This window comes from Psychrobacter sp. JCM 18900 (assembly GCF_904846625.1).
In the GTDB taxonomy this organism is placed as follows: Bacteria; Pseudomonadota; Gammaproteobacteria; order Pseudomonadales; family Moraxellaceae; genus Psychrobacter.
Genome location: NZ_CAJHBL010000004.1, coordinates 185,787 through 212,715, shown reverse-complemented (window position 1 = coordinate 212,715; position 26,929 = coordinate 185,787). Strand labels below are relative to the sequence as shown.

General features: G+C 43.3%; 23 protein-coding genes. 7 read left to right on the top strand and 16 right to left on the bottom strand.

The window, feature by feature from the left end; translation table 11 throughout:
• Positions 1-36: 36 nt before the first annotated feature.
• Positions 37-1,932: an ATP-dependent zinc metalloprotease FtsH gene (ftsH, locus tag JMX96_RS09195; RefSeq protein WP_057761422.1), complete on the bottom strand. Its 1,896-nt coding sequence runs from the start codon at positions 1,930-1,932 to the stop codon at positions 37-39.
• Positions 1,933-2,333: 401 nt separating this feature from the next.
• Complete coding sequence (locus tag JMX96_RS09190; RefSeq protein WP_057761424.1) at positions 2,334-2,966, bottom strand: RlmE family RNA methyltransferase; 633 nt, start codon at positions 2,964-2,966, stop codon at positions 2,334-2,336.
• A 334-nt stretch (positions 2,967-3,300) separates the two neighbouring features.
• On the opposite strand from JMX96_RS09190, the gene JMX96_RS09185 reads away from it, so the two are divergent.
• Positions 3,301-3,612, top strand: a complete 312-nt coding sequence (locus tag JMX96_RS09185; RefSeq protein ID WP_057761426.1) for a YhbY family RNA-binding protein — start codon at positions 3,301-3,303, stop codon at positions 3,610-3,612.
• A gap of 219 nt (positions 3,613-3,831) precedes the next feature.
• Complete coding sequence (locus tag JMX96_RS09180; RefSeq protein WP_201568754.1) at positions 3,832-4,590, top strand: hypothetical protein; 759 nt, start codon at positions 3,832-3,834, stop codon at positions 4,588-4,590.
• 138 nt (positions 4,591-4,728) lie between these two features.
• Here JMX96_RS09180 and JMX96_RS09175 read toward each other — a convergent pair whose 3' ends face one another.
• Entirely contained in the window at positions 4,729-5,457 is a 729-nt protein-coding gene (locus JMX96_RS09175; protein ID WP_160022325.1) for a CHAP domain-containing protein, read from the bottom strand.
• A gap of 249 nt (positions 5,458-5,706) precedes the next feature.
• Here JMX96_RS09175 and JMX96_RS09170 point away from each other — a divergent pair, with 249 nt between their 5' ends.
• The gene (locus tag JMX96_RS09170; RefSeq protein WP_102091884.1) at positions 5,707-6,222 is read left to right on the top strand and encodes a hypothetical protein; all 516 of its coding nucleotides are present in this window, start codon (positions 5,707-5,709) and stop codon (positions 6,220-6,222) included.
• Positions 6,223-6,520: 298 nt separating this feature from the next.
• On the opposite strand, the gene lpxC is transcribed toward JMX96_RS09170, so the two are convergent.
• The 12 genes from lpxC to JMX96_RS09110 form a co-directional block, all read right to left on the bottom strand.
• Complete coding sequence (gene lpxC, locus JMX96_RS09165) at positions 6,521-7,438, bottom strand: UDP-3-O-acyl-N-acetylglucosamine deacetylase (RefSeq protein ID WP_201568753.1); 918 nt, start codon at positions 7,436-7,438, stop codon at positions 6,521-6,523.
• A 324-nt stretch (positions 7,439-7,762) separates the two neighbouring features.
• Entirely contained in the window at positions 7,763-8,968 is a 1,206-nt protein-coding gene (gene ftsZ / locus JMX96_RS09160; protein WP_057761433.1) for a cell division protein FtsZ, read from the bottom strand.
• A 266-nt stretch (positions 8,969-9,234) separates the two neighbouring features.
• Positions 9,235-10,527: a cell division protein FtsA gene (ftsA, locus tag JMX96_RS09155; RefSeq protein ID WP_057761435.1), complete on the bottom strand. Its 1,293-nt coding sequence runs from the start codon at positions 10,525-10,527 to the stop codon at positions 9,235-9,237.
• Positions 10,528-10,691: 164 nt separating this feature from the next.
• Positions 10,692-11,480 (bottom strand): cell division protein FtsQ/DivIB, encoded by a 789-nt coding sequence (locus tag JMX96_RS09150; RefSeq protein ID WP_057761437.1) that lies wholly within the window; start codon positions 11,478-11,480, stop codon positions 10,692-10,694.
• 377 nt (positions 11,481-11,857) lie between these two features.
• Positions 11,858-12,850, bottom strand: a complete 993-nt coding sequence (locus JMX96_RS09145; protein ID WP_227677001.1) for a D-alanine--D-alanine ligase — start codon at positions 12,848-12,850, stop codon at positions 11,858-11,860.
• Between the two features lie 23 nt (positions 12,851-12,873).
• Positions 12,874-14,313: a UDP-N-acetylmuramate--L-alanine ligase gene (gene murC / locus JMX96_RS09140; RefSeq protein ID WP_101205772.1), complete on the bottom strand. Its 1,440-nt coding sequence runs from the start codon at positions 14,311-14,313 to the stop codon at positions 12,874-12,876.
• A 66-nt stretch (positions 14,314-14,379) separates the two neighbouring features.
• Positions 14,380-15,465, bottom strand: a complete 1,086-nt coding sequence (gene murG, locus JMX96_RS09135; RefSeq protein WP_201568752.1) for an undecaprenyldiphospho-muramoylpentapeptide beta-N-acetylglucosaminyltransferase — start codon at positions 15,463-15,465, stop codon at positions 14,380-14,382.
• A 296-nt stretch (positions 15,466-15,761) separates the two neighbouring features.
• On the bottom strand, positions 15,762-16,733 hold the full coding sequence (gshB, locus tag JMX96_RS09130; RefSeq protein ID WP_201568751.1) for a glutathione synthase: 972 nt from the start codon (positions 16,731-16,733) through the stop codon (positions 15,762-15,764).
• Between the two features lie 65 nt (positions 16,734-16,798).
• Positions 16,799-17,512: an orotate phosphoribosyltransferase gene (gene pyrE, locus JMX96_RS09125; RefSeq protein WP_201568750.1), complete on the bottom strand. Its 714-nt coding sequence runs from the start codon at positions 17,510-17,512 to the stop codon at positions 16,799-16,801.
• Between the two features lie 62 nt (positions 17,513-17,574).
• Positions 17,575-18,609: a hypothetical protein gene (locus JMX96_RS09120; protein ID WP_201568749.1), complete on the bottom strand. Its 1,035-nt coding sequence runs from the start codon at positions 18,607-18,609 to the stop codon at positions 17,575-17,577.
• Between the two features lie 80 nt (positions 18,610-18,689).
• The gene (locus JMX96_RS09115) at positions 18,690-19,529 is read right to left on the bottom strand and encodes an SDR family oxidoreductase (RefSeq protein ID WP_201568748.1); all 840 of its coding nucleotides are present in this window, start codon (positions 19,527-19,529) and stop codon (positions 18,690-18,692) included.
• A 101-nt stretch (positions 19,530-19,630) separates the two neighbouring features.
• Positions 19,631-21,793 (bottom strand): DUF4105 domain-containing protein, encoded by a 2,163-nt coding sequence (locus JMX96_RS09110; RefSeq protein ID WP_201568747.1) that lies wholly within the window; start codon positions 21,791-21,793, stop codon positions 19,631-19,633.
• 151 nt (positions 21,794-21,944) lie between these two features.
• Between JMX96_RS09110 and ampD the strand changes: the two genes are divergently transcribed.
• From ampD to JMX96_RS09095, 3 genes are all read left to right on the top strand, one after another.
• Positions 21,945-22,574: a 1,6-anhydro-N-acetylmuramyl-L-alanine amidase AmpD gene (ampD, locus tag JMX96_RS09105; RefSeq protein WP_201568746.1), complete on the top strand. Its 630-nt coding sequence runs from the start codon at positions 21,945-21,947 to the stop codon at positions 22,572-22,574.
• A gap of 112 nt (positions 22,575-22,686) precedes the next feature.
• A complete protein-coding gene (gene murJ, locus JMX96_RS09100) occupies positions 22,687-24,237 on the top strand; it encodes a murein biosynthesis integral membrane protein MurJ (protein ID WP_201568745.1) in 1,551 nt (516 codons plus the stop codon).
• Positions 24,238-24,366: 129 nt separating this feature from the next.
• Entirely contained in the window at positions 24,367-24,987 is a 621-nt protein-coding gene (locus tag JMX96_RS09095) for a hypothetical protein (protein ID WP_201568744.1), read from the top strand.
• A gap of 11 nt (positions 24,988-24,998) precedes the next feature.
• Here JMX96_RS09095 and JMX96_RS09090 read toward each other — a convergent pair whose 3' ends face one another.
• The gene (locus JMX96_RS09090; protein ID WP_201568743.1) at positions 24,999-25,619 is read right to left on the bottom strand and encodes a GNAT family N-acetyltransferase; all 621 of its coding nucleotides are present in this window, start codon (positions 25,617-25,619) and stop codon (positions 24,999-25,001) included.
• Between the two features lie 215 nt (positions 25,620-25,834).
• Between JMX96_RS09090 and ribF the strand changes: the two genes are divergently transcribed.
• A complete protein-coding gene (gene ribF / locus JMX96_RS09085; protein ID WP_201568742.1) occupies positions 25,835-26,902 on the top strand; it encodes a riboflavin biosynthesis protein RibF in 1,068 nt (355 codons plus the stop codon).
• Positions 26,903-26,929: the final 27 nt, after the last annotated feature.

Sequence of the window (26,929 nt, the reverse complement as noted above, 5' to 3'; positions counted from 1 at the left end):
TAAAGGGCTTTTTATTAAACATGAATACGCTAGCACTTACATCGCCGGTAATGGTGGCGGTGTAGCACCAGTTGTTTTGACATCGTTCTTCGATAAGTTTACTTCGTTATGCTGGTAAACTCTCGGTGGACGTGGTTCTTCACCTGCTAAAATATCTTGCAGCTGGTCACGATCAATAGTTTCCCAGTTCATAAGCGCATCAACCATTGCATGCATTTTGTCTTGGTTAGCCTCAATCAGTTCACGAGCAATATCATACTGCTCTTCTAGCATACGACGCACTTCTTCATCGACTTTCTGCTGAGTAGCTTCAGAAATTGTACGACCACCACCACCGAAATACCCTTGCGAGTTGTCGTCATCTTCGTACACCATGATACCAAGTGCATCAGACATACCGTACTTCGTCACCATTGCACGTGCCATTTTGGTAGCGCGTTCAAAGTCGTTCGAAGCACCCGTCGACATTTGATTGATAAATACTTCTTCAGCGATACGACCACCGAACAAAATAGCAATGTCGCTCAGCATTTTCGACTTATACATACTGGTTTGATCGTGCTCAGGCAACTGCCAGGTGACACCAAGGGCAAAACCACGCGGCATAATAGTAACTTTATGCACAGGATCTGTACCCGGTAATAGTTCAGCTACTAACGCATGACCCGCTTCATGATAAGCAGTCGCACGGCGCTCTTCTTCGCGTATTACCATGGACTTGCGTTCAGGGCCCATATACAGCTTGTCTTTCGCATCTTCAAAGTCATTCATATCGACGCTGGTCTTGTTGCGACGCGCGGCAAACAATGCAGCTTCGTTTACAAGGTTAGCAAGCTGTGCACCACTAAATCCAGGCGTACCACGAGCAAGAGAACTGGCATCTACACTGATTGTATTTGGCAGTTTCTTCAAATGGACTTTTAGGATTTGTTCACGGCCTTTGATATCCGGCAAGCCTACTTGTACCTGACGGTCAAAACGACCTGGACGCAATAATGCTTTATCGAGCACATCAGCACGGTTGGTTGCGGCAATAACGATAACGCCTTCATTGCCTTCAAAACCATCCATTTCAACCAATAACTGGTTCAATGTCTGCTCGCGCTCATCGTTACCCCCGCCCATACCGGAACCACGATGACGACCGACTGCATCAATCTCATCAATAAAGATGATACAAGGAGCGCTTTTCTTCGCCTGTTCGAACATATCGCGGACACGAGATGCACCAACACCGACGAACATCTCAACAAAATCAGAACCTGAAATTGAGAAGAACGGCACTTTAGCTTCCCCAGCAATGGCTCTCGCTAGCAGGGTTTTACCTGTACCTGGAGGACCTACCATCAAGATACCACGAGGAATCGTTGCACCCAGTTTGGTAAATTTGTCTGGATCACGTAAGAACTCAACCACTTCAACCACTTCTTCTTTGGCTTCTTCACAACCAGCCACGTCTTCGAAGTTAACGTTGATTTGGTCTTCGGTCAGCATTTTGGCTTTAGATTTACCAAAGCTCATTGGGCCGCCGCCTTTACCGCCAGCGCCGCCCTGCATGTTACGCATAAAGAATAAGAACAGACCAATAATCAATAGAATTGGGAAGCTGGCTATCAGTAGTTGCATTAATACGCTTTGGCGCTTTGGTGCCGTTCCTTGAACTTCGACTTGGTTCTCACGTAGCATTGGCATGAGCTGGTCATCTGACACAGCTGGTCTAATGGTCTCAAAAGATGAACCATTTTTCTTTTCGCCGGTGATCTGTTCGCCGTCGATCTCGACACTGGCTACTTGGTTTTCTGACACTGCGGTCACAAACTCAGAGTAGTTAAGGTTATCCGGCTCAGAGGATTGATCAAAGCCGCTAAACACCAGCACCAAAACGCCGATTACCACCAGCCACAATAAGGTATTTTTTACCATGTCGCTCACTAGTTATTCCCATCCCTTACTTATTGGTGTGTTTATTAAACACGTGACGTCTATAAACGTATTGCTCATTTTTAACGAATATCCCGATAATAAAAAACTGCTAAATTAAACTTATATGATTTATAGGTAGCCTAAAAATTGTTTTTATAAATAATCATTATGAGAGAAACATAGATATACGATCATTGAGCTTGTAAAACGCTTATTATCAGACGACTTTGCCTAAAACGTATGCTAAAAACAAAGGTAATATACCATGATATGTGGTGCTAACCCGCATAATTCAAGCAGGTTTCACGATTATTCATTTAACAATTGACGCAGCTTTTATATCGCGATAATAACACTTTATGGTGGTTTACCCTCACGCTTACAAGAGCAGCAACCTATTGATGTTAAAACTATTTAATCGCTATCCAAAACATCTCTTTTGAGCGTGGTCGTGACGCACCTGGCTTTATACTACGAATCTTACTAAAATCCTGCTGCATCTGCTTGCGTAATTCTTGTGTACCCTCACCTTGAAACACTTTCATAATAAGTGCGCCACCTTCTGGTAAGGTTGCGAGCGCGAAGTCTACTGCTAGCTCACATAAGTACATCATACGTGGCTGATCGATAGCGCTATTTCCCGCAGTATTCGGTGCCATGTCAGACAATACCACGTCGACTTGTCTATCACCCACTTCTGCCATAATGGCATCAAACACTTCAGCTTCACGAAAATCACCCTGAATGAAGGTCACATCAGGCAAGGTATCCATCGCCAAAATATCAGAGGCAATCAAGATACCATCGTCACCTACCAATCGACCAGCGACTTGTGACCAGCTACCAGGCGCACTGCCCAAGTCCACGACCGTCATGCCTTTTTTGATTAGGTTGGTTTTTTCATTAATCTCTAATAATTTATAAGCGGCACGGGCACGGTAGCCATCTTTTTGAGCTTTTTGCACATAATGATCGTCAATATGCTCTTTCATCCAAGCACTGCTGCTCTTTGATAGTTTTTTGTTTTCGATACGCGTGGCCAAAATACCTGCTCCTATTGCTTTACTAAATCTAGCTGCTTTAATTGCTCTATCACTTACAAACTGATATTAATCCGTTGCGGATTATTCTAAATACGGTGTTAATCAGATTTTTTATTCATGGTTGGTTGCAAACTGACCAAATTCTATTGGTTAAATAACTGTTTTATAAGGCAGTAGCGTTTATAATGTACCAAACATTCAGTTTAACATTTTCGTCACGTAAAATCGTGCAAAATCCTGCTGATCTCATGCAAGATGGTCACAGATTATCTATAATGATCAATAACTGTTTTTGATAGTACCATTTTTATTTTTACCAACACTTAGGAATTCTATGCAACTCGATAACGCTACCATCAAACGTCTAAAAGGCATCGGTCACGAGCTAAAGCCTATCGTTATGATCGGCAACAAGGGTATTACCCCAACCATTACTGAGGAAATCGATCGCGCGCTAACAGATCATGAGCTTATCAAAGTGAAATTGCCTGCTGGCACGAAAGAAGAGCGTGACATCGTTGGTGCTGAACTTGCTAAAGCGGCTAATGCATCTTTGGTTCACTCTATTGGTCGTATGGCATTATTACTACGCAAAAACCCAAATGCCAACCCAAAACTGTCTAACCTAGCACGTCACGCACAGTAATATGTCATGACCGACTAGACTTAAGTGACTGGGTTTTATGTTCACTTATATCATAGCCAAACGATAATGAAATACAAAGGCCGCGACGCATCTTGCTCGCGGCTTTTATGTTTTTCGATAGTCTCGGTTATACTTACCATATAGTATTAGTGCCCTTAATCAGTATAATTTCTCTTGTCACTATTACCTCTTTATTATTACCGTCGAGATGTACCCATAATGAACCAATCTTTTGACCTCTGTATAGCCACCGAGACAATAGTGAAAGACGCTCAGCAACTAGGTGTATCTATAGAAGCGCTTGAGAATATCTCTATCGAAGTAAGTGTAGAGATCATCCAGCAACCAGCTTTGCAACTAGTGCTGACCTATCAAGTGACTCTGCCTAGTCAAATTCTAGCTAATCAACTCAATTGGCCAACATGGCAACAAACTCAAGTAAATTTCACTGATTATCTATGGGAAGAAACCTGCCTTGAATGCTTTATTGCTGGCTGTAAGGCTGATGGCGAAGATATCGTGGCATCTGACCAGACAGAACCGCACAAGATACCATTTCAGCAAACAACCGCTTATATAGAGATTAATGCTAGCCCTGACGGCCGCTATGCACTCTATCAATTTGAGAACTATCGTAACCCTGCGACACTACCGCCATTACCGTTGTATGAGACCGACGGAACCACATGCGCATCTATTGGTTGGAATAACCATAAGGATTTGACAGCCTTATCAGTAGCAAGCCTACTATCTAGCACTCCAACGGCAGTGCAGACACCTGCTAATTATGAGCGCAGCTTTAGCCTACCTATAACGCAGCTACCGAATCAACAATACGCTATTGCAAACATGATGATTGAACAAATACATCCTTGTGTCATCTTATGGTTTGGCAAAACTGACTTATACTTTGCCTCGGGTCATGCCTCTCCGCCTGATTTTCACAATCGTGACTATTGGCCAAAATTTGAGCTTTGATTTGGTTATATGAGCTGTACTCATTTAGGCATCCCAGTTTAAAGCACAAAAAAACCCAGTAATGTCATAAAGAGCATTACTGAGTTTGGAGAAAACTTTAGTCTTATTTAACTGATACTTACTTCATTTAACCGATGTTTATTTGTCAGCCATCGCAAGGTAGATACCACGATCTGATGCATCATCAACATACTGCGAATCACGCCATGTCGTATAGCTGTATGTACCGCTATAAGGGCTAATGCTGTTTTGACGGAAGTCAGATACCCAGTCATTGCCATCAAAAATCTGGATATGACCATGTGGACGGCTTGACGTGCGGTTATAGACAACGACATCACCAACTTGTGGTGCCATGTCGTTACTGATCTTGGTAAAGCCAGCTTGGGCTAGCGTGCCACGAGAGGCGTACTGATAGGCTGAAGGGTTAGGCGTAAATTCGTAACCTGCTGATTGTAATGCTTTACGTACATAGCGAGCACAGTAGCCAGAGCTTCTAGATAGAGCGACGCGAGAGGCATTTGCTGCTGCAATAGCAGGAGCAGAGTTGCGGTCAGGTACGCGGCTTGCTTGCTGCTGACGCTGCTCGTAAGATAAACGACTGGTCAGTGAAGCGAGCTGATATTCTTTTTGCTTAGCATGAGCACTTAGATTGTCAATTGCTTGACTGATCTCATCGTTGCTATATACATGTGCACCACTGTTAGTGCTATAGATGTTGCGACTAGAACCATAGTTCGCAGAAGTAGAAATATTTGTGATGGTATGACTCAAGGTATTATTTGGTTGAAAGGTTGTTTCGGCAGCACCACTCGTCTGTGCGATACCCATTCCCAATACTGACAAAATCAATAAAGCTTGTTTCATAAATTTACTACCTATTGTTAATACAAGTCTGCTCGTCATCCGTAACGAAGCATCAATTAATTTAGAGGATATAATCATCAAATAGACGTGATAAAATCCCTATTACAACGGTTCATTCTTTTCAAATAGTGACTAGTGCCAGTAGTACTTCCCACCTAGTCAACTATCTTATAAGCCATCTGCTATATATTGCTTTTAGCATGTCTGTTATGAGTATCGAGTTTGTCACCTATTAGATGAGTACTTACGATGTCAAAAAAACAGCCTAATCGGCTTGCCCAGCTTATAGATCATCAAGCATTTGCTGGTAGCGCGCTACCTCAAACCCTTGCTAACAACATGCGACTATATATAGAAGCAACCAACGAGATAAAAGAGCTATTGGTAGACTGTCTACCTGAAGAAATACTCAATACCTGTTGGGTTGTAGGCTTAACACCTGAGCAGTTGATATTAAGTGTTAGCTCAATGACAGCAGCAAATCATATTCGCTATTTACATAGCTCGTATTTGCAAATACTAACAGAGCAGTCAATTACATTTAAACAACTCAAGCAAATCCGTGTCGTTGTGGCTAAAAGCTCTGCCGATAATTATTCATCTAAACAATCGTCAACATCATCACTGCACTTACCAAATTCTCGTAAAGCCAATGAAAATCAGGCGCTTAGCCAGAACACAAAACGGACTATATCACAGGCCGCAGAGCATGTCACCACTGATGAAAATCTCAAAAAAGCCCTTTTGCGTTTGATTAATCATTAAAAATACTGACCGTTAAATGTAAAGTTATGTAAATAAGAACAGGTGATGGCATTGATAAAGATGGATTTTTGTAATGTATCAGATAAAAAAAATCCTTCGTTAGTTACATCCAGATTATGGATATAGCTAACGAAGGATTTAAAAACCATCTACAGCTTTTGTATTATATGCCTTAACAGAAAATTCATATAATCATATAGATATTATATTCAAAATATAGCATATTATATAAATGTAATTATGGGCTTTCTATGTAATATTGCGTAAATGTTTCGATACTTCCTGTATATTCCTGTATTTATCCTTCAATAACCAAATCATTAAGCGGTAAATACTCGATAGGACAGGTTACATTGTCATCAAAAGTTACAATTTTAAAGTTATCTTCGTCAGATAGTATTTCACGTACTAATAAATTATTTAGAGCATGACCAGACTTATAGGCATTGAAACGACCTAAAATTGGGTAGCCAATCAGATGCAAATCTCCCAAAGCATCTAAAATTTTATGACGGACAAACTCATCGTTAAAACGTAAGCCTTCTGCATTAAGTATGTTGGCATCATCGATAACGATAGCATTTTCCATACTGCCGCCAAGTGCTAAGTTATTTTGACGTAGCGCTTCTATATCACGTAAAAATCCAAAAGTACGCGCAGTGCTTAATTGTTCGATGAAGTTCTGTGTAGAGAACTGCAACTGTGCATGCTGAAAGTTCTTATCAAACGCAGGATGATCAAAATCAATTTCAAAGTTTAATTCATACCCTTCATAAGGACGTAGCTCTGCCCATTTATCTTCTAGTTTTACTCGTACTGGACGTATAATTTTAATAAATTTCTTGGCCGCTTCTTGCTCACAAAATCCTGCATCTAGTAAGAGCGCAACAAAAGGCGCAGCGCTACCATCCATAATTGGTATCTCTGAAGCAGAGACCCGAACTAACAGATTGTCTATTCCTAGACCAGCGATGGCACTAAGCAGATGCTCAACCGTCCCCACTCGCGTACCACCAAACACTAAATTCGATGACATCATCGTGTCTTGTACTAAAAACGCACTCGCTGGAATTGGTTGACTACCTTCTATATCAGAGCGCTCGAAAACAATACCAGTGTCAATCGGCTGTGGATGAAACTCCAAGTCAACAGGCTGACCACTATGTAGACCAGTACCCGTAACGGCTATTGCTGTTTTTATGGTTCTTTGGTTCATGGTTGTCTTCTCACATATTTTGTTACAATTGACATAGTGTACCATTACCGACCCCTTATTCGCTATATATAAAAAGCGCTAATTTTCTTATCTCCTTGATTGATAACACTTATCGTCAATATCCTATTGCTGATTTTTACTTTATATAGCCTATTTAATGCTATAAAACAACGAGGCTCATATAAGTTTCGACAGTCATATACATATAGATTACATAGAAAACTGGCATGAATTTTCTTATAGAAAACGTTTCATTTTTCCTTAAACACAAAAAAGCCAACGTTAAAACGCTGGCTTTTTCTTACTCACAGTAAATTAGAAGTACTATTTATTCTGTTGACGCTTTAAATAGTCTTGAATACTGTTTGTTTTCGTCTTAGGCTGCTCTTGAGGTGCACTTGCACTAGGACGTGCAACGCTATCTTGATACTGCTGAGCTTGAGACTGCTTCTGACTATTTAAAGCGCTGGTATGCACATTAGGATCAACAGGTTGCGTGCTATTAACAGAAGGTACTGGCTGCTCTACTACTTCTGGCTCTTGTCCAGCATTCTCATCTAACGTTAAGCCAGTTGCGATAACGGTTACATGTAAGTCGTCACCCATTTTTTCATCAATCACAGAACCGTAGAAAATGTGAGCGTCGTCGATGTCAGTAATTTCTTCGACTATTGCACTGATTTTGCTCATCTCATCTAGTGACAATGATTCTGAAGAAATAACGTTAACCAATAGGCCTTTTGCATTTTCTAAACGCAAATCATCAAGTAGTGGTGATCTGATGGCTTTTTCAGTCGCTTGACGCGCACGATCATCACCGCTGGCACGGCCAATACCCATCATCGCATGACCTTTCGCAGTCATTGCCGTACGGATATCGTTAAAGTCGATGTTGATCATACCTTCGCTAGCAATGGTTTCCGCAATACCTTGAACAGCATGCAGCAATACATCATCCGCTTTTTTGAAAGCATCTTGCATAGAGATGTTGCCGTATACACTCATTAATTTATCATTTGGAATCGTGATAATTGAGTCGACAAAGTTAGTCAGCTGCTCAATACCTGCTTTAGCAGCTTTGATACGCTTACCACCTTCGAATTTAAATGGCGTGGTCACAACCGCAACTGTCAGCACTTCCATTTCTTTAGCAATACGAGCAACAACTGGCGCTGCGCCTGTACCAGTACCGCCACCCATACCAGCAGTGATAAATACCATATCCGAGTGCTCAAGCAATGCGCGAATCGCTTCTTCTTCGCTCTCTGCTGCTTCACGACCCACTTCTGGATTTGCGCCTGCCCCTAGACCACGGTTCGTTTTTGCACCTAATTGCAATTTGTGCGGTGCAGTAAGACGATCTAGCGCTTGTTTATCTGTATTGGCACAAACGAACGTTACACCTCTGATGCCTTGCTGTACCATATGTTCAACTGCATTACCGCCGCCGCCACCAACACCGAATACAGTGAAGCTTGCTTGGCCATTGTTTTGAAGCTGATTATCATCTGGCATGGTGTATTTTGACATAAAAAAGATTCTCCAGTTGCAGATAGCGTGTAAGTCGATACATAGTAACGCACTCATGTGGCGCGCTATCGACATACTATATATAAATGTATTTAAATAAAACAGGGTATGGCTAAAATCGATCAGTATAGACAATAATATGTCATTATTACTTAATACTTTATTTTTAAAACTAATTTATTCGCAATATTACTTTATTTTCTTGCTTAACCAACTTAGAGACATTCCATAATGTATGGATGCTCTAGATATGATATTAAACAGATCTATAATATTTTCTTTAAAACATTTGCAAACCGTTGACCCGCACTCCGAAATACGCCTGATACTCGATTGTTTTGAATCGCTTCAGGTTCACTTTTTTCGCTACGGCGGAATTGCTCACTCTGACTGTATAACAACGTACCAAAAGCTGTCTGATAAGCACGGTCATTCACTTGACTATTTAATAGCTTAAATGACTCATCATTATCAAAATGATTATAAGCGCTGATAGCAGGATGGGTGTTTGTTAGTACGACAGGCATTTTTAGTAGCTTTTTGGCAAAGGGTATCATACCTTTAATCGTACTACCGCCGCCAGTCAACACAATCCCTTTATCGATATAGCCTATCAAACCTGCTTCGTGTAGTTGACGCGCTACTTCAGTAAATATCTGAACGTAACGAGCTTCAATGATGCGTGCTAGGTTATAGATACCAATATTGATTTCGTCACCCGAGCCTTGAGGCTTGAATAAAAAGAAGGCGCTTGGATCGACACTATTAACATCAGCTGTGCCATGAGACTTCTTCAGCTTTTCAGCTTCAATCATGGAAATACCAAAATCAGCTGAAATATCCATTGTCACTTCATGACTGCCTGTTGCTATACAATGTGTAAAAATCAGTTTATTCTCTTTATACACACAAATGCTGGTCGTACTAGCACCGATGTCTACTAAGCAAACCCCTTGCTGGCGTTCCTCAGTCATCAAACTATACTCAGCACTGGTCACTGCATCAAAAACAATATGATCAATGCCGACGTCACAACTTTGCAATAGTTTTTGGATATTCTGACGGCTGGCAACAGGCATCATCATCATGTGGTACATCACGGTGATATTGTGTGCCATCATTTCGATGACATCATCCACCATAAAATCTTGCTCATCAACATAGATACCTTGCTGACAGCAATGCATCAAATAATAGTCAGATGATAAATCACGCGATTTTGCATTGGCCAATGCTTGTACCATGTCTTTGGCACGTACGACTTCATCTTCTACTTTGACCTCTCCAGCACTGTTTTTGCTAGATAGCTCAGGGGTCGCAAGGGTTAACCAAACACTATGCACACGGCAGTTAGCGGTGTCTTCCGCTTCTTGAATGGCTTGCTTAATAGCACCTTGTAGACGTTCACGATGCTTTATTTGACCTTGATAAAAATCGCTGTTTTTAACTTGTCCTACGCCCAAAATACGAATGTCTTTTGCAGAGACAACATTGCCTATGACGACATATACTGCCGTGGCACTTAGATGGACAACAACCAGATTTTCATTATTTTTCATGGTACCAGACAAATTATCGCTAAATAGAAGAGCAAGTGATGCTCTTCTATTGAATCATTAAAAAAAGCGTTACTAATACGCTATGATGTTGTACATATTTTCTTCAAACTAAATAAACCGTATTAGTTCACATCGGTTATGTATAGATGTAATACTTACTTAGGCTATTCTGATTCAGCACTCTGTGTCACGTTCCAAGCAATGGTAAAGCCATTTTTGTATCGTAAATCTACAGACTGCATGTCATCTCGACGCGTACGTAACTGATTACCAAGCAGCTGGCTTAAATTCAGTAGTTTTTGCGCCGTATTTTCATTGTCTACAATTACACGTAATCCATTGTCAAAGCGGATTAGCCAAGTCATTCTCGGTGACAGAATGATATCTTCGACCTGCATACCAAGCGGTGCATACCAATCATTGACCTGCTGCATTTGTTGCATAATAACTGGTGCTTGAGACATCTCGCCTTGTAGGGTGGCAAAACGCTCTTGCGTTAAATCTCTACTATCAGCAGGAACAAATACAGCCCCTTTTGCATCGACCAAACGTTCTGTACCAAAATTAGCAACTGCTTGTTTGGGTAATGCGTTGACGACGATGCCACGTTGCCAATCACGAGAGATACTCACTTGGTCTACCCAAGCTAAACCCATCGTAATGTCTCGCAATGCTTGCAAATCAGAAGTAAAGAAGCTACTTACTTGTTGTTGTTCCATCACGTCTTGCAATGAGCCATACTGAGCAGCAGACAAACCTTGATTACTGACATAAATATTTGCTGGCGGTGCATCACGCAGCGCTTTGCCGCCCATCATTAATATTAGCACTAGCAAACCTAAGACCAGTACCATAAATAGATACTTTACCGTTGCCGGTATTTGGATCTTAGATTTTGGGCGACCGGCTTTATCACTCATCAAGTCAGTTACCTCGTTGACAGTTTGAGCCATAACGACCTTTGTCCCTATATTTGCATAAAACTGCTCATGCTATTTATTGATATAAATCTGCGTATTTTTGGCAGAAGCTTATTAAGTCGATATGTTATCAAATTTTGTTAAAAATATAGCTTATATACAGCGATTACGTTGATTTAAACGTAACATTTTTCTTAAATTATGAATAAGTTATCAATTGTATTCACAAAACAACATAAATATCACCGAAATAGACCTATTCTTACAATATTAACGTATTTTGTGGTTAAACAATAGCCAAACACCAACTAGCAGCAGCGAATTTACACAAGTTTACACGAAGCTGTGGTATAGCAGCTCTAGTGACACAAAGAGTCATCACTATCTGCTCAATTTAATTGATTTGACAGTTATAGCGTTTGTGCCAAAATGTGCCAGCATAGTGCATCAAAATCTAATCCACGCGCTTTAGCTGCCATCGGAACCAAACTGTGACTGGTCATACCTGGTACGGTATTGATTTCAAGCAACCAAAAATTGCCTGCTTCGTCTTGCATGGCATCGATACGTCCCCAGCCTTTTGCATCTACTGCACGAAATCCTGCAAGGCTTAAATCTTGCAAGTGCTTTTCATCAGCCGCGCTCAATCCACAGGGGATATAGTAACTGGTATCGTTACGATTATACTTGGCTTCAAAATCATAGAAATTAGTGATATCAGCTGGTTCGAGACGAATAACTGGATAGGCTTCGTCATCGATAATTACAATTGTAAATTCGCGACCTGTAATCCAGCGCTCAGCCATCACCGCATCACCACATTCCACTGCAGTTGCATAAGCAGCAGGCAATTCATCAAGATGATTAACCTTGGTCATGCCAATGCTTGAACCTTCATGAACTGGTTTAATGATAAGTGGCAGACCTAACATATTAACCACTTGCTGCCAGTCAGTATCAGCCGTCAATAATGAAAATGGTGCAGTTGATAAGCCGCAGCCTTGCCACAATTGCTTGGTACGTACTTTGTCCATACCTAGTGCAGAAGCTAGAATCCCTGAACCAGTTTGCGGTATATCAAACCACTGTAATACGCCTTGCAGCAAACCATCTTCGCCGCCACGACCATGTAACACATTAAACACGCGGTCGAATTTGCGTAGCTCAGTAATGTCTTGATGCTTTGGATCAAAGTGAGTGGCATCAACGCCTTGGTTTTGAAGCGCTTGCAATACTGCCGCACCACTATCCAAAGACACGCTGCGCTCATTGCTACTACCACCATAAATAACGGCGACTTTGCCAAACTGACTAGCATCTTTTGCATGAGTCGTCGTGTCTACAGATGTATCATTGGTAGCTGTATTTTGAGTGCTATTATTGTCTTTATTATCAGTTGTCATGAGGATCGTCCCTAAATTTTAGCTTACTTAATATAAAGGTTATTGGCAGCCAAATCGATAGCAATTTGCCCGACATTACCAGCGCCTTGGGTAATCAGCATATCGTTAGCTTTTAGCAAACGTTGCATCACAGGGGCTAGATTGTCTTTATCAATAATAGTCGGTTCAACTTCACCGCGCAAACGGATACTGCGCGCTAGTGACTTGGTATCAGCGCCCGTAATCGGACTCTCACCTGCTGAATAAACATCTAATAATAATAGCTCATCAACACTCGATAGCACTTCTACAAAATCGTCGTAGCAATCACGGGTACGGCTATAACGATGCGGCTGAAATAGCATCACTAAACGACGATCAGGGAAGCTTTGACGAGCGGCTTTGATGGTCGCATCAACTTCTTTTGGATGATGACCATAATCATCAATCAATAAGACATTGCCATCATCGATATCGACAGAGGCGTGCTGTTCAAAACGACGGCCCACGCCTTCAAATTTTTGCAGGGCACGCTCAATCGCTGCATCATCAACGCCTTCATCGGTCGCCATCGTGATGGCAGCAAGCGCGTTATAGACATTATGTGTACCAGGAATGTTTAACGTTAGGCGTAATGGCTCACGGTCACGGCGCAATACGGTAAAGTGAGTTTTGGTTCCTTCTGTCACTAAGTCTACAGCTTGTACATCATTGAACGGCTCTAGACCAAAGGTCAATACTGGACGACCGATATCATCGATCATTGCATACAGCTCAGGATCGTCACCGCAGACCACTGCCAAACCGTAAAACGGCATGTTTTGTAGAAACTGGATATAAGCGGCTTTTAATTTATCAAAGCTGTTTTCGTAGGTTTCCATATGGTCTTGGTCGATGTTGGTCACAATCGCGGCCATCGGATGCAATGACAAGAATGATGCATCAGACTCATCAGCCTCTGCTACCAAGAAACGGCTGCTACCCAATGCTGCATTTTTGCCTGACGCATTTAACTTACCGCCAATGACATAAGTAGGATCTAGCTGTCCTTCTGCCATCATTGTGGTTAGCAAACTGGTCGTCGTCGTTTTGCCATGCGCGCCAGCAACTGCGATACCGTGACGATAGCGCATTAGTTCACCAAGCATATCAGCGCGGCGTACTACTGGCAGACGAGCTTCAAGCGCTGCTTTCACCTCAGGATTGCTACGATCAATCGCTGATGAGACAACGATAACATCGGCATTGGCAATATTTTTGGAGTCATGGCCAATCGATATCTCGATGCCAATCTGCTGTAAACGCTTAGTCACTAGACTTTCTGCGATGTCAGAACCACTGACCTGATAGCCTTGATTGTTCATTACCTCAGCGATACCGCACATGCCTGAGCCACCAATACCGATAAAATGCAAATGCTGAATACGGCGCATTTCTGGTATTTCAATCAAACGCTTAGGTAGAGCTTTCGCAGAGGTAGGCATAAGGATCTCTCTTTATTAAAGGTCAATAAAACTTAGTAAATTCAAATAAGGGGTATAGATGACAGACTATAGTGCTTGCCAAATGATATCAGCAACTTGCTTACTCGCACTACGGTTAGCCAATGCATGGCCTTTCTTTGCCATCGCCAAGCACTTCTCTCGATTGAGTGCGCCAAGCTCATCACTTAGACTTTTGGCAGTTAGCTCTGACTGTGGCAGTAGAATTGCCGCATCATGCGAGGTCAGCGTGCGGGCATTAGCTGTCTGATGATCATCCACTGCATGCGGTAGCGGTACAAAAATAGCGGCAATTCCGACGTTTTGAATTTCGGTCACGGTCAATGCACCTGCGCGGCAAACGATGATGTCTGCCCAGTTATAAGCTGCAGCCATATCATTGATAAAGGGCTGTACAGTAAACTGATGGTTGTTTAGATTTTGCTCGCTATAAGCCGCTTGCGTGGCTGCTTCATTATTGCGTCCGCATTGATGTAGGACTTCAAACGGCTGATCTAGTAATGCCAATGCTTTTGGTACTGTATCATTTAATACCTGAGCGCCAAGTGAACCGCCGACTACCAACAGCTTGAGCGGTGAACTGTCGTTTACATCGTAGCGTACCGTTGGCTCTGCGACACCAGTAATGGCGTTACGCACAGGATTGCCCACTGTCTCAAGCTTGGCATCTTGCTGACTATTAGCAAAGGTATTCTCGAACGCTTGTAATGTTTTGGTCGACAGTTTAGATAGGTAGCGGTTGCTCATGCCAGCGATGGCATTTTGCTCATGGATAATCAATGGTGTGTTGGTCATGCGCGCAGCGATACCGCCAGGTGCAGTCACATAACCACCGAACCCAACGACCACATCAATCTGATTACTACGAATGACTTTTATAGCAGCCATCGTCGCCGATAGCAGAGTCACAGGCAGCTTCAATAGGCGACCAACGCCTTTACCACGAAGTCCTTGCATATTAATAGCATGAAAAGGATAACCTGTCGGCTCAACCAAACCGTTTTCCATACCGTTTGGCGTTCCTAACCAATGAATCACCGCACCGCGCTGGGTCAGCTCGTCGCTCACTGCAAGCGCTGGAAAAACATGCCCGCCCGTACCAGCTGCCATCATCAATATATGCGGAGTTTTCATGAACGCCTGCCTATCTTTACTTTATTTATATGAAGGGTTTATCTCACTGCGGCGGTAACAATTATGAAAAATAATGACCTAGCCAAAGCCCGCATAGTATAGAGGAAATCATTGTCTTATATACAGTACTTTATGCAGCAAAAATAACAAAAATCCAAGCCATGATCGGTCACGGCTTGGCGTCGTGTAATGCTAATAAACGGTAAGGAAAATCAATGACTAACAAAACCTCAAAATATGGGTTTTACGTAGTCAAAATATTCCTGAACTCAAAACTTTCCTGAACATAGCGAAAGCTACGCAGTAAATTTGTTCTCAATCGCCATGATAAAATCGGTCGCGATATCTGTACCGCATTGGTCATCAATCTCACGTACGCACGTTGGGCTAGTGACGTTAATCTCAGTGATACGTCCACCGATCAAGTCTAGACCAACGAACATTAGGCCTTTTTCTTTGACGATTGGTGCCACAACTTCTGCTACTTGACGTTCAATATCAGTCAATGGCATGGCAACACCGCTACCACCAGCTGCTAGATTACCACGGGTCTCGCCTTTGGTTGGAATACGAGCCAAACTATAATCTACCACGACTCCATCGACGATCAATACGCGTTTATCGCCTTCTTTGATTTCTGGCAAATAACGCTGCGCCATAATGGGCAAAGTCTCAAGCTCAGTCAGTATCTCTAACGTCACTCCAATGTTTGGGCTATCAGCAGTCAAACGGAAGATGCCAGTGCCGCCCATACCATCTAGTGGCTTGACGATGACGTCCTGCTGTTCAGCGATGAACTTACGAATGTGTGCTTGTTTGCTAGTCACAATCGTTGGGCTCATATAATCGCTAAACCACGTCGCAAACAACTTCTCATTGCAGTCGCGAATCGCTTGTGGATCATTGACCACGAGCACGCCTGCTGCTTTGGCATGGTCAAGCATATAAGTGGCATAAATAAAGCGCATATCAAACGGCGGATCTTTGCGCATCAAAATCACGTCATAGTCACCGACTGGCCCTGTGCTTTTATCACCCAACGTATAGAAATCTGCAGGATCACGCTTTACTGTAAGCGGCTGCGTATCAACCATCAACTGACCACGGTCCAACCACAAATCATGAATCTGACAATAACCGAGCTGATGGCCACGGTCTTGAGCGGCCCACATCATAGCGAGACTGGTGTCTTTTTTATAATTGACTCGCTCGATAGGATCCATAATAACGAGTATTTTTAGCGACTTTTCTTGTTTTTGTTGGCTCATGATAAGACTCACTTACGTTATATTGTTGATATGAAACAAACTTATTAAACAACATCAGTGCCCAACTATACGCCGTACTGCTCACGATAGTGTTGCATTTTGGCTAACTGGGTCGCGTCTTTATGCTGGCCGTTTTGTGCACCATGGTCATCGGCTAAATAACTGATCAAATCATCGATATCGACCAATGCACGTACAGGCACTTCTAGTGTCGCAGCAAGCTCTTGGATAGCAGAGTGCTCGGCTTGACCTTTCTCTTTACGATCCAGTGCAACAATAATACCAGCAACGCTTGCACCTGCTTGCTCTAGAATCTCGACCACTTCGCGCATGGCTGTACCCGCTGTGATGACGTCGTCAAGTACCCAAACAGCCTTGCCAGTTACGTCAGCACCGACCAAATTGCCGCCTTCGCCATGAGTTTTGGCCTCTTTACGGTTATAGCCCCATTTGGCATTAATACCATGATGTAGCCATAATGCTTGCGCCGTCGCTGCGACAAAAGGAATACCTTTGTAAGCCGCACCAAAGATGACCAGCTCTTGCTCATTATCGCCATTATTTGCACTTATCTGTTCAGCTAAGGCATCTGCATAACCACGTGCTAGCAGTGACAACATCTCACCAGTCGCAAGCAAACCTGCATTAAAAAAGTACGGACTGATACGACCAGACTTTAGGACAAACTCACCAAACTTGAGCACTTGGTTGTCGAGAGCCAGTTGAATAAATTGATGAGATGAAAATGTAGGGTCTTGAGGGCGTGTTACATGAGACATTATGACATTCCTATCAGCAAAAAGAGGGGGCAAAAAATTTGCATTATTGTACGCATTATTGATCAGCTTGACCAACCATTGATCTCATAACCCTGCATATTGGCATAGCGAGTCAGCAAACCACTACGTGACGAGATATTAAAATAGCTCTGTCCGTCTGCTCGTACTTGTATCTCCCAACCCAAATGACAAGCGGCAACAATAATATGACCAGCAAATAGTCGAATCTGACGATATGCGTGGCGTTGCGACGGCTCACAAACGATCTGACTGAGCAAATAGCTACGCACATGCTGGCAGATTTCTGCGGCGCTATAACTATGATTGATACTTTTACGGCTACTGCATTGCTTTAGCGCATGGACGGCCACGCTACATGCCATGATATCTGTGGCCAAACTGCCCTCACCTGTATCAAACTGCTGCGGTTGTAGTATCACTTGCCAATCGTCGGCATACAGACTATTGAGTAGCTCATCAGGATTATAACGTTTGGTCAATGCGCGCATAGATAATGCAGAATTTTGAGCCTTGCTGTCATTATTTGAGTCATTATCTGAATCGTTGTTTGACTCAACCCCTGTAGAGCTATCAGTCGGCAAAAACCCATAACGGTTCAGTTTTGGATAAGCCCGAATCGCCTGTTGAATATCCGACATATCTAACAACGTCATATCTGATAATGTCGATATTAACGGCTGCTCACTATGATTCTGATAAAAGCTATCCGGTAATTCAATAAGCTGTGCTGCATTTAGTAACGATAAATGCTCAGCCAGCGCTTCTGAAGCAATCAGCGACCATTTCGATAAGCCCTCTGCATTGGGCTGATAGAACCGAGTCGAGTTACCGTAGAGCCTACGCAGTTGACCATTCAGGCGACGAGCAGGATCAGGAATATCACTCAATGGTCTGGCAGGGTCAAGAGGAGACTGTTTGGGATCAAAGTTAGGATGTACGATCGCAGGCTGCTGTGAATCAGCTAATATAGACGATTGCTCAGCCTTTTTTTGCACATGACCTTCTGCCAGCTGCCCGCCTTCTGTTGCCAGATTAGCATGAGACAAACGATCATCAGAAGTAGAAGGCTGGGACATGAAATCTCCATAGACTAGAAAATAAATAAGAACGATTATACCAAGGGCTATTTTACTCTGTAGGGCTTAACTCTAAAGGCTTACTTTTGATGATTTAAAATATCTCGGTAGCCTGTCTGCCAGTCAGCATAATCAAGCCAAGCTAACGGAATGTTGCTGTGCAAGCGTTTTCCTGTCACTGAGGTTTTTGTACTATCGATAGTAGGAGGTGTCTCGCCAACCTGCTCACTAAGCCAAACCCCTAGCTCAAACGTAGTAACAGGTCGATAGTCTGTCGCTAGATAGATAGGCTTTGGTGCTTTTATCGTCAACACTTTGGCGATGATATTGACCAAGTCGCGATCCATGATGCGGTTGCTCCAATGCTCAGCTGGCACTGGTTCTTTATTTTGCTCACGAGCCTTACGTAGTCGCATTAAGCGCTCACGCCCATAGATACCACTAGGACGAATAATAATGGCTTTATCACCAAAGCCTTGTTGCAGCGCTTGTTCTGCTCGCAATATAACCTTTGAGGCTTCACGCGCAGGCGTAGCGGGTGCAGTATGCTCATCAATCCATTCGCCATTGTCCTGGCCATAGACACCAGTAGAAGAAATGAATACCACACGCTCAAGTTTGGTAAGCTGTGGAGCAAGCGTTGCCAAATGCTGGCTAATCGCTAGATAACTGTTGTGATAACCGCTGGTCGAATACTCGTCAGGGGTAACGATAATCGCAATATGAGTAAATGCTTGCAGTTGCTCAGCCGTCAAAGTCAACGCATCAGCCTGCAAAAAATCGGCGCTATCTACCAAATCATAATGGTGGCGCTTACTACGAGCAAGCCCAGTCACCCAATAGCCATCTTGGGCAAGTTTATTGGTCACTGGCAGGCCGATATCACCTTGTCCAATAATTAGTAAATTTTGCGTACTCATAAAGCATCTTTTCCTTTATACAACTTCCTTTATGCAACGATTACAGCACTTAGAAGCCATTTTGTTTAAATTAATGCCTAAACCAATGCCTAAACCAATGCCTAAAAATAACGTCTGTATGACAGCTGTATATCATCATTGGCATCGATACGATCTTGCCATTCGTAATTGGCATTAATGCGTAATGCTTGTTTTTTATCAATGTCGTATTGCAGCCCTAAGCTTGAGACTGGTTGCCAATAATGGCCACGGACGTTGGTTTCATCGCTGCTGCCATGATACCAATATGGCAATTGCAATTCAGCTTGCGCGCGTAACTGATTGTTAATCTGATAACGGCAGCCTGCATTGATACCTGCGCCTAGACGAAAACCTTTATTGATACCTCGTCCTACTTGCCCTGTACCTGCCAAAAACGTATAGCACAGTTGCGGCGGCATCTCACCAGTGCCTGTGGCGGGTGTACCAAATGCCCATGACCAGCCTTTTTCGTAACCCACACTACCGACCAAATGATCCGTACCTGCTTCTTGCGACCCATCGTTTACTCGCGTCGCCTCGATACTGGCGCCCCAAGTATTGCCTTTTTTGGCAGCATTGACAGGGTTAAAAGAGCGGCCTCGAATCAAAGTAACATTTTGCAAGACCACACTATCTGGCTGATTGGGATTATTATCATCTGTGTCATACAGTCGTAATGTCGCAGCCAGCCCTTCTAAGTTGAAAAACTGTGGATACCCTGAGGCGTGGTCAAGCGTATCATGAAACCCCGCTCGAAACCCAATATCTATATAGTCATCGTCACTACGCTGCCCTATACCTATCGTGCCCAATTGTAGCGGATGCCTGTCTATCGGATTATTATCCGATACGTCGATTTGACGCTTGAGTAGTGTTTGCCCATCGGCTGACATGCTCGATATAGGATTGAGCTGCGCAGACTTGATCTCATTCACGGTTTGTTTAGCGCTATTATGATAGCCCAACTGCGCGCGCTGTTGTTTTTTCTCATTGAGCTGAGATTGACGTAAGGTATTATCAGCAGGCGTATAAATCGTACTTGCCAGCAACTGCTCATCATTTAATAGTTGAATCACATCAGAAGGCACGACTGCGTAAGACAATTGACTCAGTAGGTTTTGCTGCGGACGGACCACATCAATAAGACGTAGAATCTCAGAAGCACAATTGTCCGTGGTAAAGTAATACGGCATCTTCAATGCTTTGGTTTCCCAAACGTGGCGCATAATCTGCTGAACTTCCTTCGGCGTCAGACCCAACTGATATGTCCACGTATCCCGTTCATCGTCTTGCAGGTATTTCGCTAGCATCTCTGGATAAGGGTCAATTTCGATAGCGCTGTTGTAGCTACCAATCATTGACTTGGTAGCATAGACTGGAAAACTGTCGTTTGGATCACCGTCTACCGTATAGTTCAGCGCATAAGCCTTATCGATTTGATTTGGGGCGGCGATGCTCGCTTTTGAGTCAATGCGTAGCAACGTATGAGCAAATGCAGAGAGCGGATTGTCCAAGTACTCCTGCGCAAACATGATAGATAGCTGCTCAGGTGCAATGGTCTGCATCCATTCATCCAGCTCTGGACACTCAGCAGATAGACTTGCAGCATCGATCGCTAGCACCTCTGTCAACCATGCCACTCGCGCTGGAAAACGGCATAAGACAGAATTGTTATTGGTATCAGTTTTTGCTTGGTCATTATCAGTCGCCGATGATGACACCAACTCTTGTGCAAGTGCCGCGAGCATCGCATCCAACTCTGCACCTGAATCTCGTTGACCATTTTCACTTAAAAAAAAGCTCGGATCATCAACCAAACTCTCGGTTTTCTTTTTACCCAATACACTGTTTTTATCATCGTAAAAATATAATAAACGTCGCCATGTTGTATGCTGTGCCAACTTGTCTGTTTTTACTTGCTGACGCCATGTCGATAGCAACTGTTCTGTCGCTAAACTTGATTCAGATGAAGTACTATTTTTAATATTAGGTTCAGCATTACTGATATTACCCGACTCAGATAATGCATCTGAATTAGAATAAGTAGGTGCTGTGCTAGTAGGTGCTAAGCTAGATGCGTCAGGTGACAATGCATCTGATTCAAGGACGGACAGCGGCGTTGGTAGAAATGCCTGTGTTTGAGCTGAGAGTAGCAACCCTGCTATAGCCAATGGCAGACGTGCTCGCAGGCCAATGGTCATTAGCGTACAATCGATAGGTATGGACGTCAGTTTTATAGACATGAGGTAGAATCTCGCACGTTATTATTCATATGCTATCAGCGTTATTAAAGTTTCTGGGTCAAAAAATCAAATACATCGCCCACTATCATTTAACTATTTAGATAGATTGTTTATTACACCATTATCAATACTAGTATAAAAAGAGAGCATTATGCCCGTATTATCACCAAACTCATCATCTACGTCGCCAATGATCATCAAAGATGGACTACTATCAACAGCTACTTGGTTGGCTTCACCCAATTACAATGTAAGGCCAAAAGATTTAAGTATTGACGCCATCGTCGTACACAATATCAGCCTACCACCGAATGAATTTGGTGCCTGCGACACTAATGGTACGCATTACGTGAAAGCATTATTTACCAATCAATTAGACTGGGATGCTCATCCTTACTTTCAAACAATTAAAGGCGCAGAAGTATCAGCGCACTTGTTTATCGAACGTGATGGCGCTATCACCCAGTTTGTCAATTTCAACGAACGGGCATGGCATGCTGGGCGGTCTAGCTACTTGGGTCGACCTGAATGTAATGATTATAGCATTGGCATCGAGCTTGAAGGGTCGGATTTTGTGTCCTTCACCTCTGCTCAATATGAGCAGCTAGCCGAAGTAATTGCCGCCATCTATAAGGCCTATCCCAAAACACGTCGCCACTTGACAGGCCATAGCGATATCGCGCCTGGGCGTAAGACTGACCCTGGTGATTTTTTTGAATGGGCAAGGTTGCGCCAGTTAGTCGCTGATGCAACGAAAAACGGTGTACCGCCACATAAGTGATTTCCACACTCAATCCATTTATCTCAATGGTGAAAGTGATATAATTCGTCAGTTTTTTATCCATATCACATCAGCACATAACTCCATATACAACTTGGCAAGATAGGTTCTCATGGCAAAAAGTCGGTTATTTCGTTCAACCATGGTGGTCAGTAGTATGACCATGTTATCGCGTATTTTAGGTTTGGTACGTGATGTTGTATTGCTAGGGGTTTTTGGTGCAGGTGGTTTGATGGATGCCTTTTTGGTCGCCTTCAAAATCCCAAACTTCTTACGACGACTGTTTGCAGAAGGTGCGTTTAGCCAAGCTTTCGTGCCAGTACTGTCCGAATACAAAGAAAAGTACAGTTTGCAACAAGTGCAGATTTTGGTCAGTCGAACCTCGGGGGCATTATTGCTAGTATTATCGATGCTGACAGTGGTGGTCATCTTAATCGCACCTTGGGTGGTAACGTTATTTGCCCCTGGGTTTGCCGATCAACCCAACAAGTTTGCCATTACCGCTGAGTTACTGCGTCTTACCTTTCCATATTTGCTATTCATTTCTATGACAGCCTTTGCCAGTGGTATTCTGCAAAGCTACGGTCGTTTCGCCGCGCCCGCCTTTGCACCCGTGTTATTGAACCTGTGTATGATTGGTGGCGCACTGATTTTTGCGCCAATGTTTGATACACCCATTATGGCGCTTGGCTATGCAGTCGCCATCGCAGGTTTGCTACAGTTTTTGATTCAACTGCCGCAGCTTTGGCAACAAAAGCTGCTTGTCGCACCAAAAATAGACTTCCAGCACGAAGGCGTTCGTCGTATTTTAAAGTTGATGTTACCTGCTATCTTTGGTGTTTCTGTTACTCAGATCAATTTACTACTGAACACTATCTTCGCCTCATTGATGATTGGCGGTTCCGTCTCTTGGCTCTATGCAGCTGAACGTATGAGCGAGCTGCCATTGGGTCTGATTGGTGTGGCCATTGGTACCGTCATATTACCAAGCCTATCCAAAAGTGAAGCTCAAAAAGACGACGTCAGTTTCAAAAAGACCATCGACTGGGCAGCACGTCTTATCATCTTGGTCGGGGTCCCCGCCTCAGCTGCCCTATTTGTACTGGCAGATGTATTAATGCAAGCGCTGTTCTTACGCGGTGAGTTTACCTTACGTGACGCCCAGATGAGTTCACTGGCCTTACGTAGTATGGCAGGTGGTATCTTAGGATTTATGCTTATTAAGATATTTGCTCCTGCGTTTTTTGCGCGTCAAGACACTAGAACCCCTGTCAAAATCGGTATCATTTCTGTCATCGCCAATATGATTTTTAGTGTTATTTTTATTGGGATATTCTATTTCTTAGAGATACCATTACATGGCGGTCTGGCATTGGCTACGACTGGCGCTGCTTTTGTAAACGCAGGCTTGCTATATTACTTCTTACACAAGCGTGATATTTTCCGTTTTGGTCCGCATTGGAAAAAGCTGTTTACGCAGTTTGCTATCTCGACTGGCTCTATGATTGGCGTGCTTTATTTTATGCTACCTTACTTTCCTACCGATCAGGCTCAGTGGCAGCGTATCGTCGCGCTGATTATTATGTGTGCTGTCGGAGCGCTGGTTTACAGTGTGGTATTGCTAGCGACAGGGTTCCGTCCGCGTCAGCTAAAGCACGGTTAGGACAAAGTATAAGCAAACTTATGACGGGCTTACGAAACCAAAACAAGCCTGTTATGAGAAATGACAATGCGCGCTGCGAATAATTGTCATAATAGATCACTAATGAATAAATGACATTTGAGGTTTGATATGACAACGAAACAGCCAATCTTTCAGCGCTTACCAATTTTGCTAGCAACTGGTGTACTAAGCACTGGATTATTTATTAGCGGTTGTAGCAATAATGAGTCAGAAACTGCTACCGATAATGAAGATGTGGTAGCGACTGTGGATACCTCAGAAGACATCACATTAGACAATGATACGACTGACCAAGCAATGACCGATGACAGTGCTAGCGAAACAGGCAAAATTACAGATGGCACTGAAGATAAGACAGCGATTGATAGTAACAATATTAATCCAGTTACCGATGCGCCTAAACAGAAAAGCCTAGTGACCAATCCGACTCAAGCCGGTACGCCAGAGGATACTGTCAAGCAAGCCCTAAACAGTTTATATTACGGTGACGTGAAGGATGCAGCATCATACTACCAAGTCGATATGGCAAACTTCGAAGAAGAGCTTGCCAATACCCAGTCTGCGTTTCAGCAAACGGTGGATGGCGTTACGATTACTGATACCAAATATAATGATGATAAAACTCGTGCCACCATCACTGGCGAGCTGATGCTAAAAGGACAGAGCGAACCTGCACCACTGACCTACCAGCTACAGAAGATAGAAGGTCAATGGAAGATTTTAGGTTAGAGCGTTTTAAGCTAAATTGTTTCAGACGCTTTATCTGAGATATCGTCTGATGTCACTGATTTACCAAGCATCACAACATCAGCGATAAACCCTTCCATATCGCAAACTTCGGGCATATAACCCCATTGTTCAAAGCCAAGCTTACGGAACAGTCCTAAGCTTGGATGATTATGAGCAAAGACAAGGGCGATGATATTTCGAATACCTAGGTTTGGTGCTTGCGTCAACATCCAACGGGTCAGCAAACTGCCCAATCCTTTGCCCTGATAATCTTGATTTAGATAGATACTAATCTCGGTACTGATATGATAGGCCGTACGTGCGTACAAATCGCTAAAGCTGCCCCATGCGACTATCGGCGCCTTGGTTTGATCTACATCATCTGATGGTAGTACTTTAACCACATATATTGGTCTGGTTGCACTATCCAAATGCTCCTCAAACCAAGCGGCACGCTCCTCTAGCGTAACCAATGCAAGATTGGCTGTTGCTTGTTTACCCGGTATGCTTTGATTATAAATGGCTAAGACTTCTGCTAAATCTTCTTTATTTGCACGCTGCACAACGAACTGATCGGTGAGCTGATATGTCGATAGTTCGGTTGGTATAGTATTTAAGGCAGCAGCAGACATAAGATCTCCATCGTTGTCGAGATTGTTGTTAGGGTTGGTGTTAGCATCATTGGCAATAAAGAATAGCCACCCTATGCGTCATAGTTGCATTACACGTAGACTATAGGATGTTAGTGTGGCTATTTTACTTTATAATGGCTGGTTTTAGACACATCAATTTTAAGCATAGATGTGTTTTTTCGTTTTTTATTTGGTCTCATCATAGCTGAAAACTTATGAAAACCTATTTTCTTGAGCAACTGATTTCGTCGCCACACGCTTCATCTACGGACACTGTCCCAGTAGAGTTGGCAGCTTGCGTGCTCACTATTGGTAATTTCGACGGTGTGCACCTTGGTCACCAAGCCATGCTAGCCCAGGTTCGTGAAATTGCGCATACCCAAAACTTGGGTGCAGCGGTCATGATATTTGAGCCGCAGCCACGCGAGTTTTTTGCACCTGCTAAAGCGCCTGCACGTTTGACCAATCTGGCAGAAAAACAAGCACTGCTGGCAGAATATGGCGTTGAAACATTGATCGTAGCAGGTTTTGATACAGAGTTTCGCTCGCTATCAGCACAAGCATTTGCCGATATATTGGCCAAGCGTTTGAACGTCAAAGCATTGGTGCTGGGCGATGACTTTCACTTTGGCCATGATCGTACTGGCGACAGTCAGTTTTTGCGTAGTTATGGTTTGGATGTGACCAACCTGCATACGGTCACTGATAATAGTAATGATAGCGACAGTGTTGATACTATCGATAACGACGCTGCCCGTATCAGCTCTACTCGTGTTCGTGATTTACTATTAGCAGGTGATCTTCAAGCAGCCAACAGGTTACTTGGTCGTGACTATGCAATCACTGGAGTGGTTGTGCGCGGCGATCAGATAGGTCGTACGATAGACTTCCCTACCGCAAATATCGATTTGCAACGTATAAAGCCTGCCCTGTATGGTATTTTTGCAGTCGATGTGGTGAGCTTAGATGACAATGGTAATGTGATCGCTGATGGTTTGACTGCGCTTGCCACCGACGGTCATACAGGTGTTGCCGGCTTGCGTCCGCATAGTGTGTTCGGCACGGCTAATATTGGCAAAAGACCTTCTGTTGATAAAGGTGATGACTGGCGACTAGAAGTCCACTTTCCACAGTTGCAAGCTGATTTATACGGACTGAACTTACACGTACGTTTCCTACACTTCTTGCATGGTGAGCGTCGCTATGATGGATTAGAAGCATTAAAAGCCGGTATTCATCAAGACGTCGCAGACTTACTTGAGTGGCGCGACAAGCAAATTTAAAATTCAGTGTTAGTCCAGACATAAAAA

What these genes read in the sequence shown, in the direction of transcription:
- ftsZ (WP_057761433.1), bottom strand. Translation starts at nt 8,968, where the DNA reads ATGTCAAAATACACCATGCCAGATGATAATCAGCTTCAAAACAATGGC.
- JMX96_RS09120 (WP_201568749.1), bottom strand. Translation starts at nt 18,609, where the DNA reads ATGTCCCAGCCTTCTACTTCTGATGATCGTTTGTCTCATGCTAATCTG.
- ribF (WP_201568742.1), top strand. Translation starts at nt 25,835, where the DNA reads ATGAAAACCTATTTTCTTGAGCAACTGATTTCGTCGCCACACGCTTCA.
- ftsA (WP_057761435.1), bottom strand. Translation starts at nt 10,527, where the DNA reads ATGAAAAATAATGAAAATCTGGTTGTTGTCCATCTAAGTGCCACGGCA.
- JMX96_RS09175 (WP_160022325.1), bottom strand. Translation starts at nt 5,457, where the DNA reads ATGAAACAAGCTTTATTGATTTTGTCAGTATTGGGAATGGGTATCGCA.
- JMX96_RS09170 (WP_102091884.1), top strand. Translation starts at nt 5,707, where the DNA reads ATGTCAAAAAAACAGCCTAATCGGCTTGCCCAGCTTATAGATCATCAA.
- JMX96_RS09185 (WP_057761426.1), top strand. Translation starts at nt 3,301, where the DNA reads ATGCAACTCGATAACGCTACCATCAAACGTCTAAAAGGCATCGGTCAC.
- JMX96_RS09115 (WP_201568748.1), bottom strand. Translation starts at nt 19,529, where the DNA reads ATGAGTACGCAAAATTTACTAATTATTGGACAAGGTGATATCGGCCTG.
- murJ (WP_201568745.1), top strand. Translation starts at nt 22,687, where the DNA reads ATGGCAAAAAGTCGGTTATTTCGTTCAACCATGGTGGTCAGTAGTATG.
- pyrE (WP_201568750.1), bottom strand. Translation starts at nt 17,512, where the DNA reads ATGTCTCATGTAACACGCCCTCAAGACCCTACATTTTCATCTCATCAA.
- JMX96_RS09095 (WP_201568744.1), top strand. Translation starts at nt 24,367, where the DNA reads ATGACAACGAAACAGCCAATCTTTCAGCGCTTACCAATTTTGCTAGCA.
- lpxC (WP_201568753.1), bottom strand. Translation starts at nt 7,438, where the DNA reads ATGAACCAAAGAACCATAAAAACAGCAATAGCCGTTACGGGTACTGGT.
- JMX96_RS09110 (WP_201568747.1), bottom strand. Translation starts at nt 21,793, where the DNA reads ATGTCTATAAAACTGACGTCCATACCTATCGATTGTACGCTAATGACC.
- gshB (WP_201568751.1), bottom strand. Translation starts at nt 16,733, where the DNA reads ATGAGCCAACAAAAACAAGAAAAGTCGCTAAAAATACTCGTTATTATG.
- JMX96_RS09150 (WP_057761437.1), bottom strand. Translation starts at nt 11,480, where the DNA reads ATGGCTCAAACTGTCAACGAGGTAACTGACTTGATGAGTGATAAAGCC.
- JMX96_RS09090 (WP_201568743.1), bottom strand. Translation starts at nt 25,619, where the DNA reads ATGTCTGCTGCTGCCTTAAATACTATACCAACCGAACTATCGACATAT.
- murG (WP_201568752.1), bottom strand. Translation starts at nt 15,465, where the DNA reads ATGAAAACTCCGCATATATTGATGATGGCAGCTGGTACGGGCGGGCAT.
- ampD (WP_201568746.1), top strand. Translation starts at nt 21,945, where the DNA reads ATGCCCGTATTATCACCAAACTCATCATCTACGTCGCCAATGATCATC.
- murC (WP_101205772.1), bottom strand. Translation starts at nt 14,313, where the DNA reads ATGCCTACCTCTGCGAAAGCTCTACCTAAGCGTTTGATTGAAATACCA.
- JMX96_RS09180 (WP_201568754.1), top strand. Translation starts at nt 3,832, where the DNA reads ATGAACCAATCTTTTGACCTCTGTATAGCCACCGAGACAATAGTGAAA.
- JMX96_RS09145 (WP_227677001.1), bottom strand. Translation starts at nt 12,850, where the DNA reads ATGACAACTGATAATAAAGACAATAATAGCACTCAAAATACAGCTACC.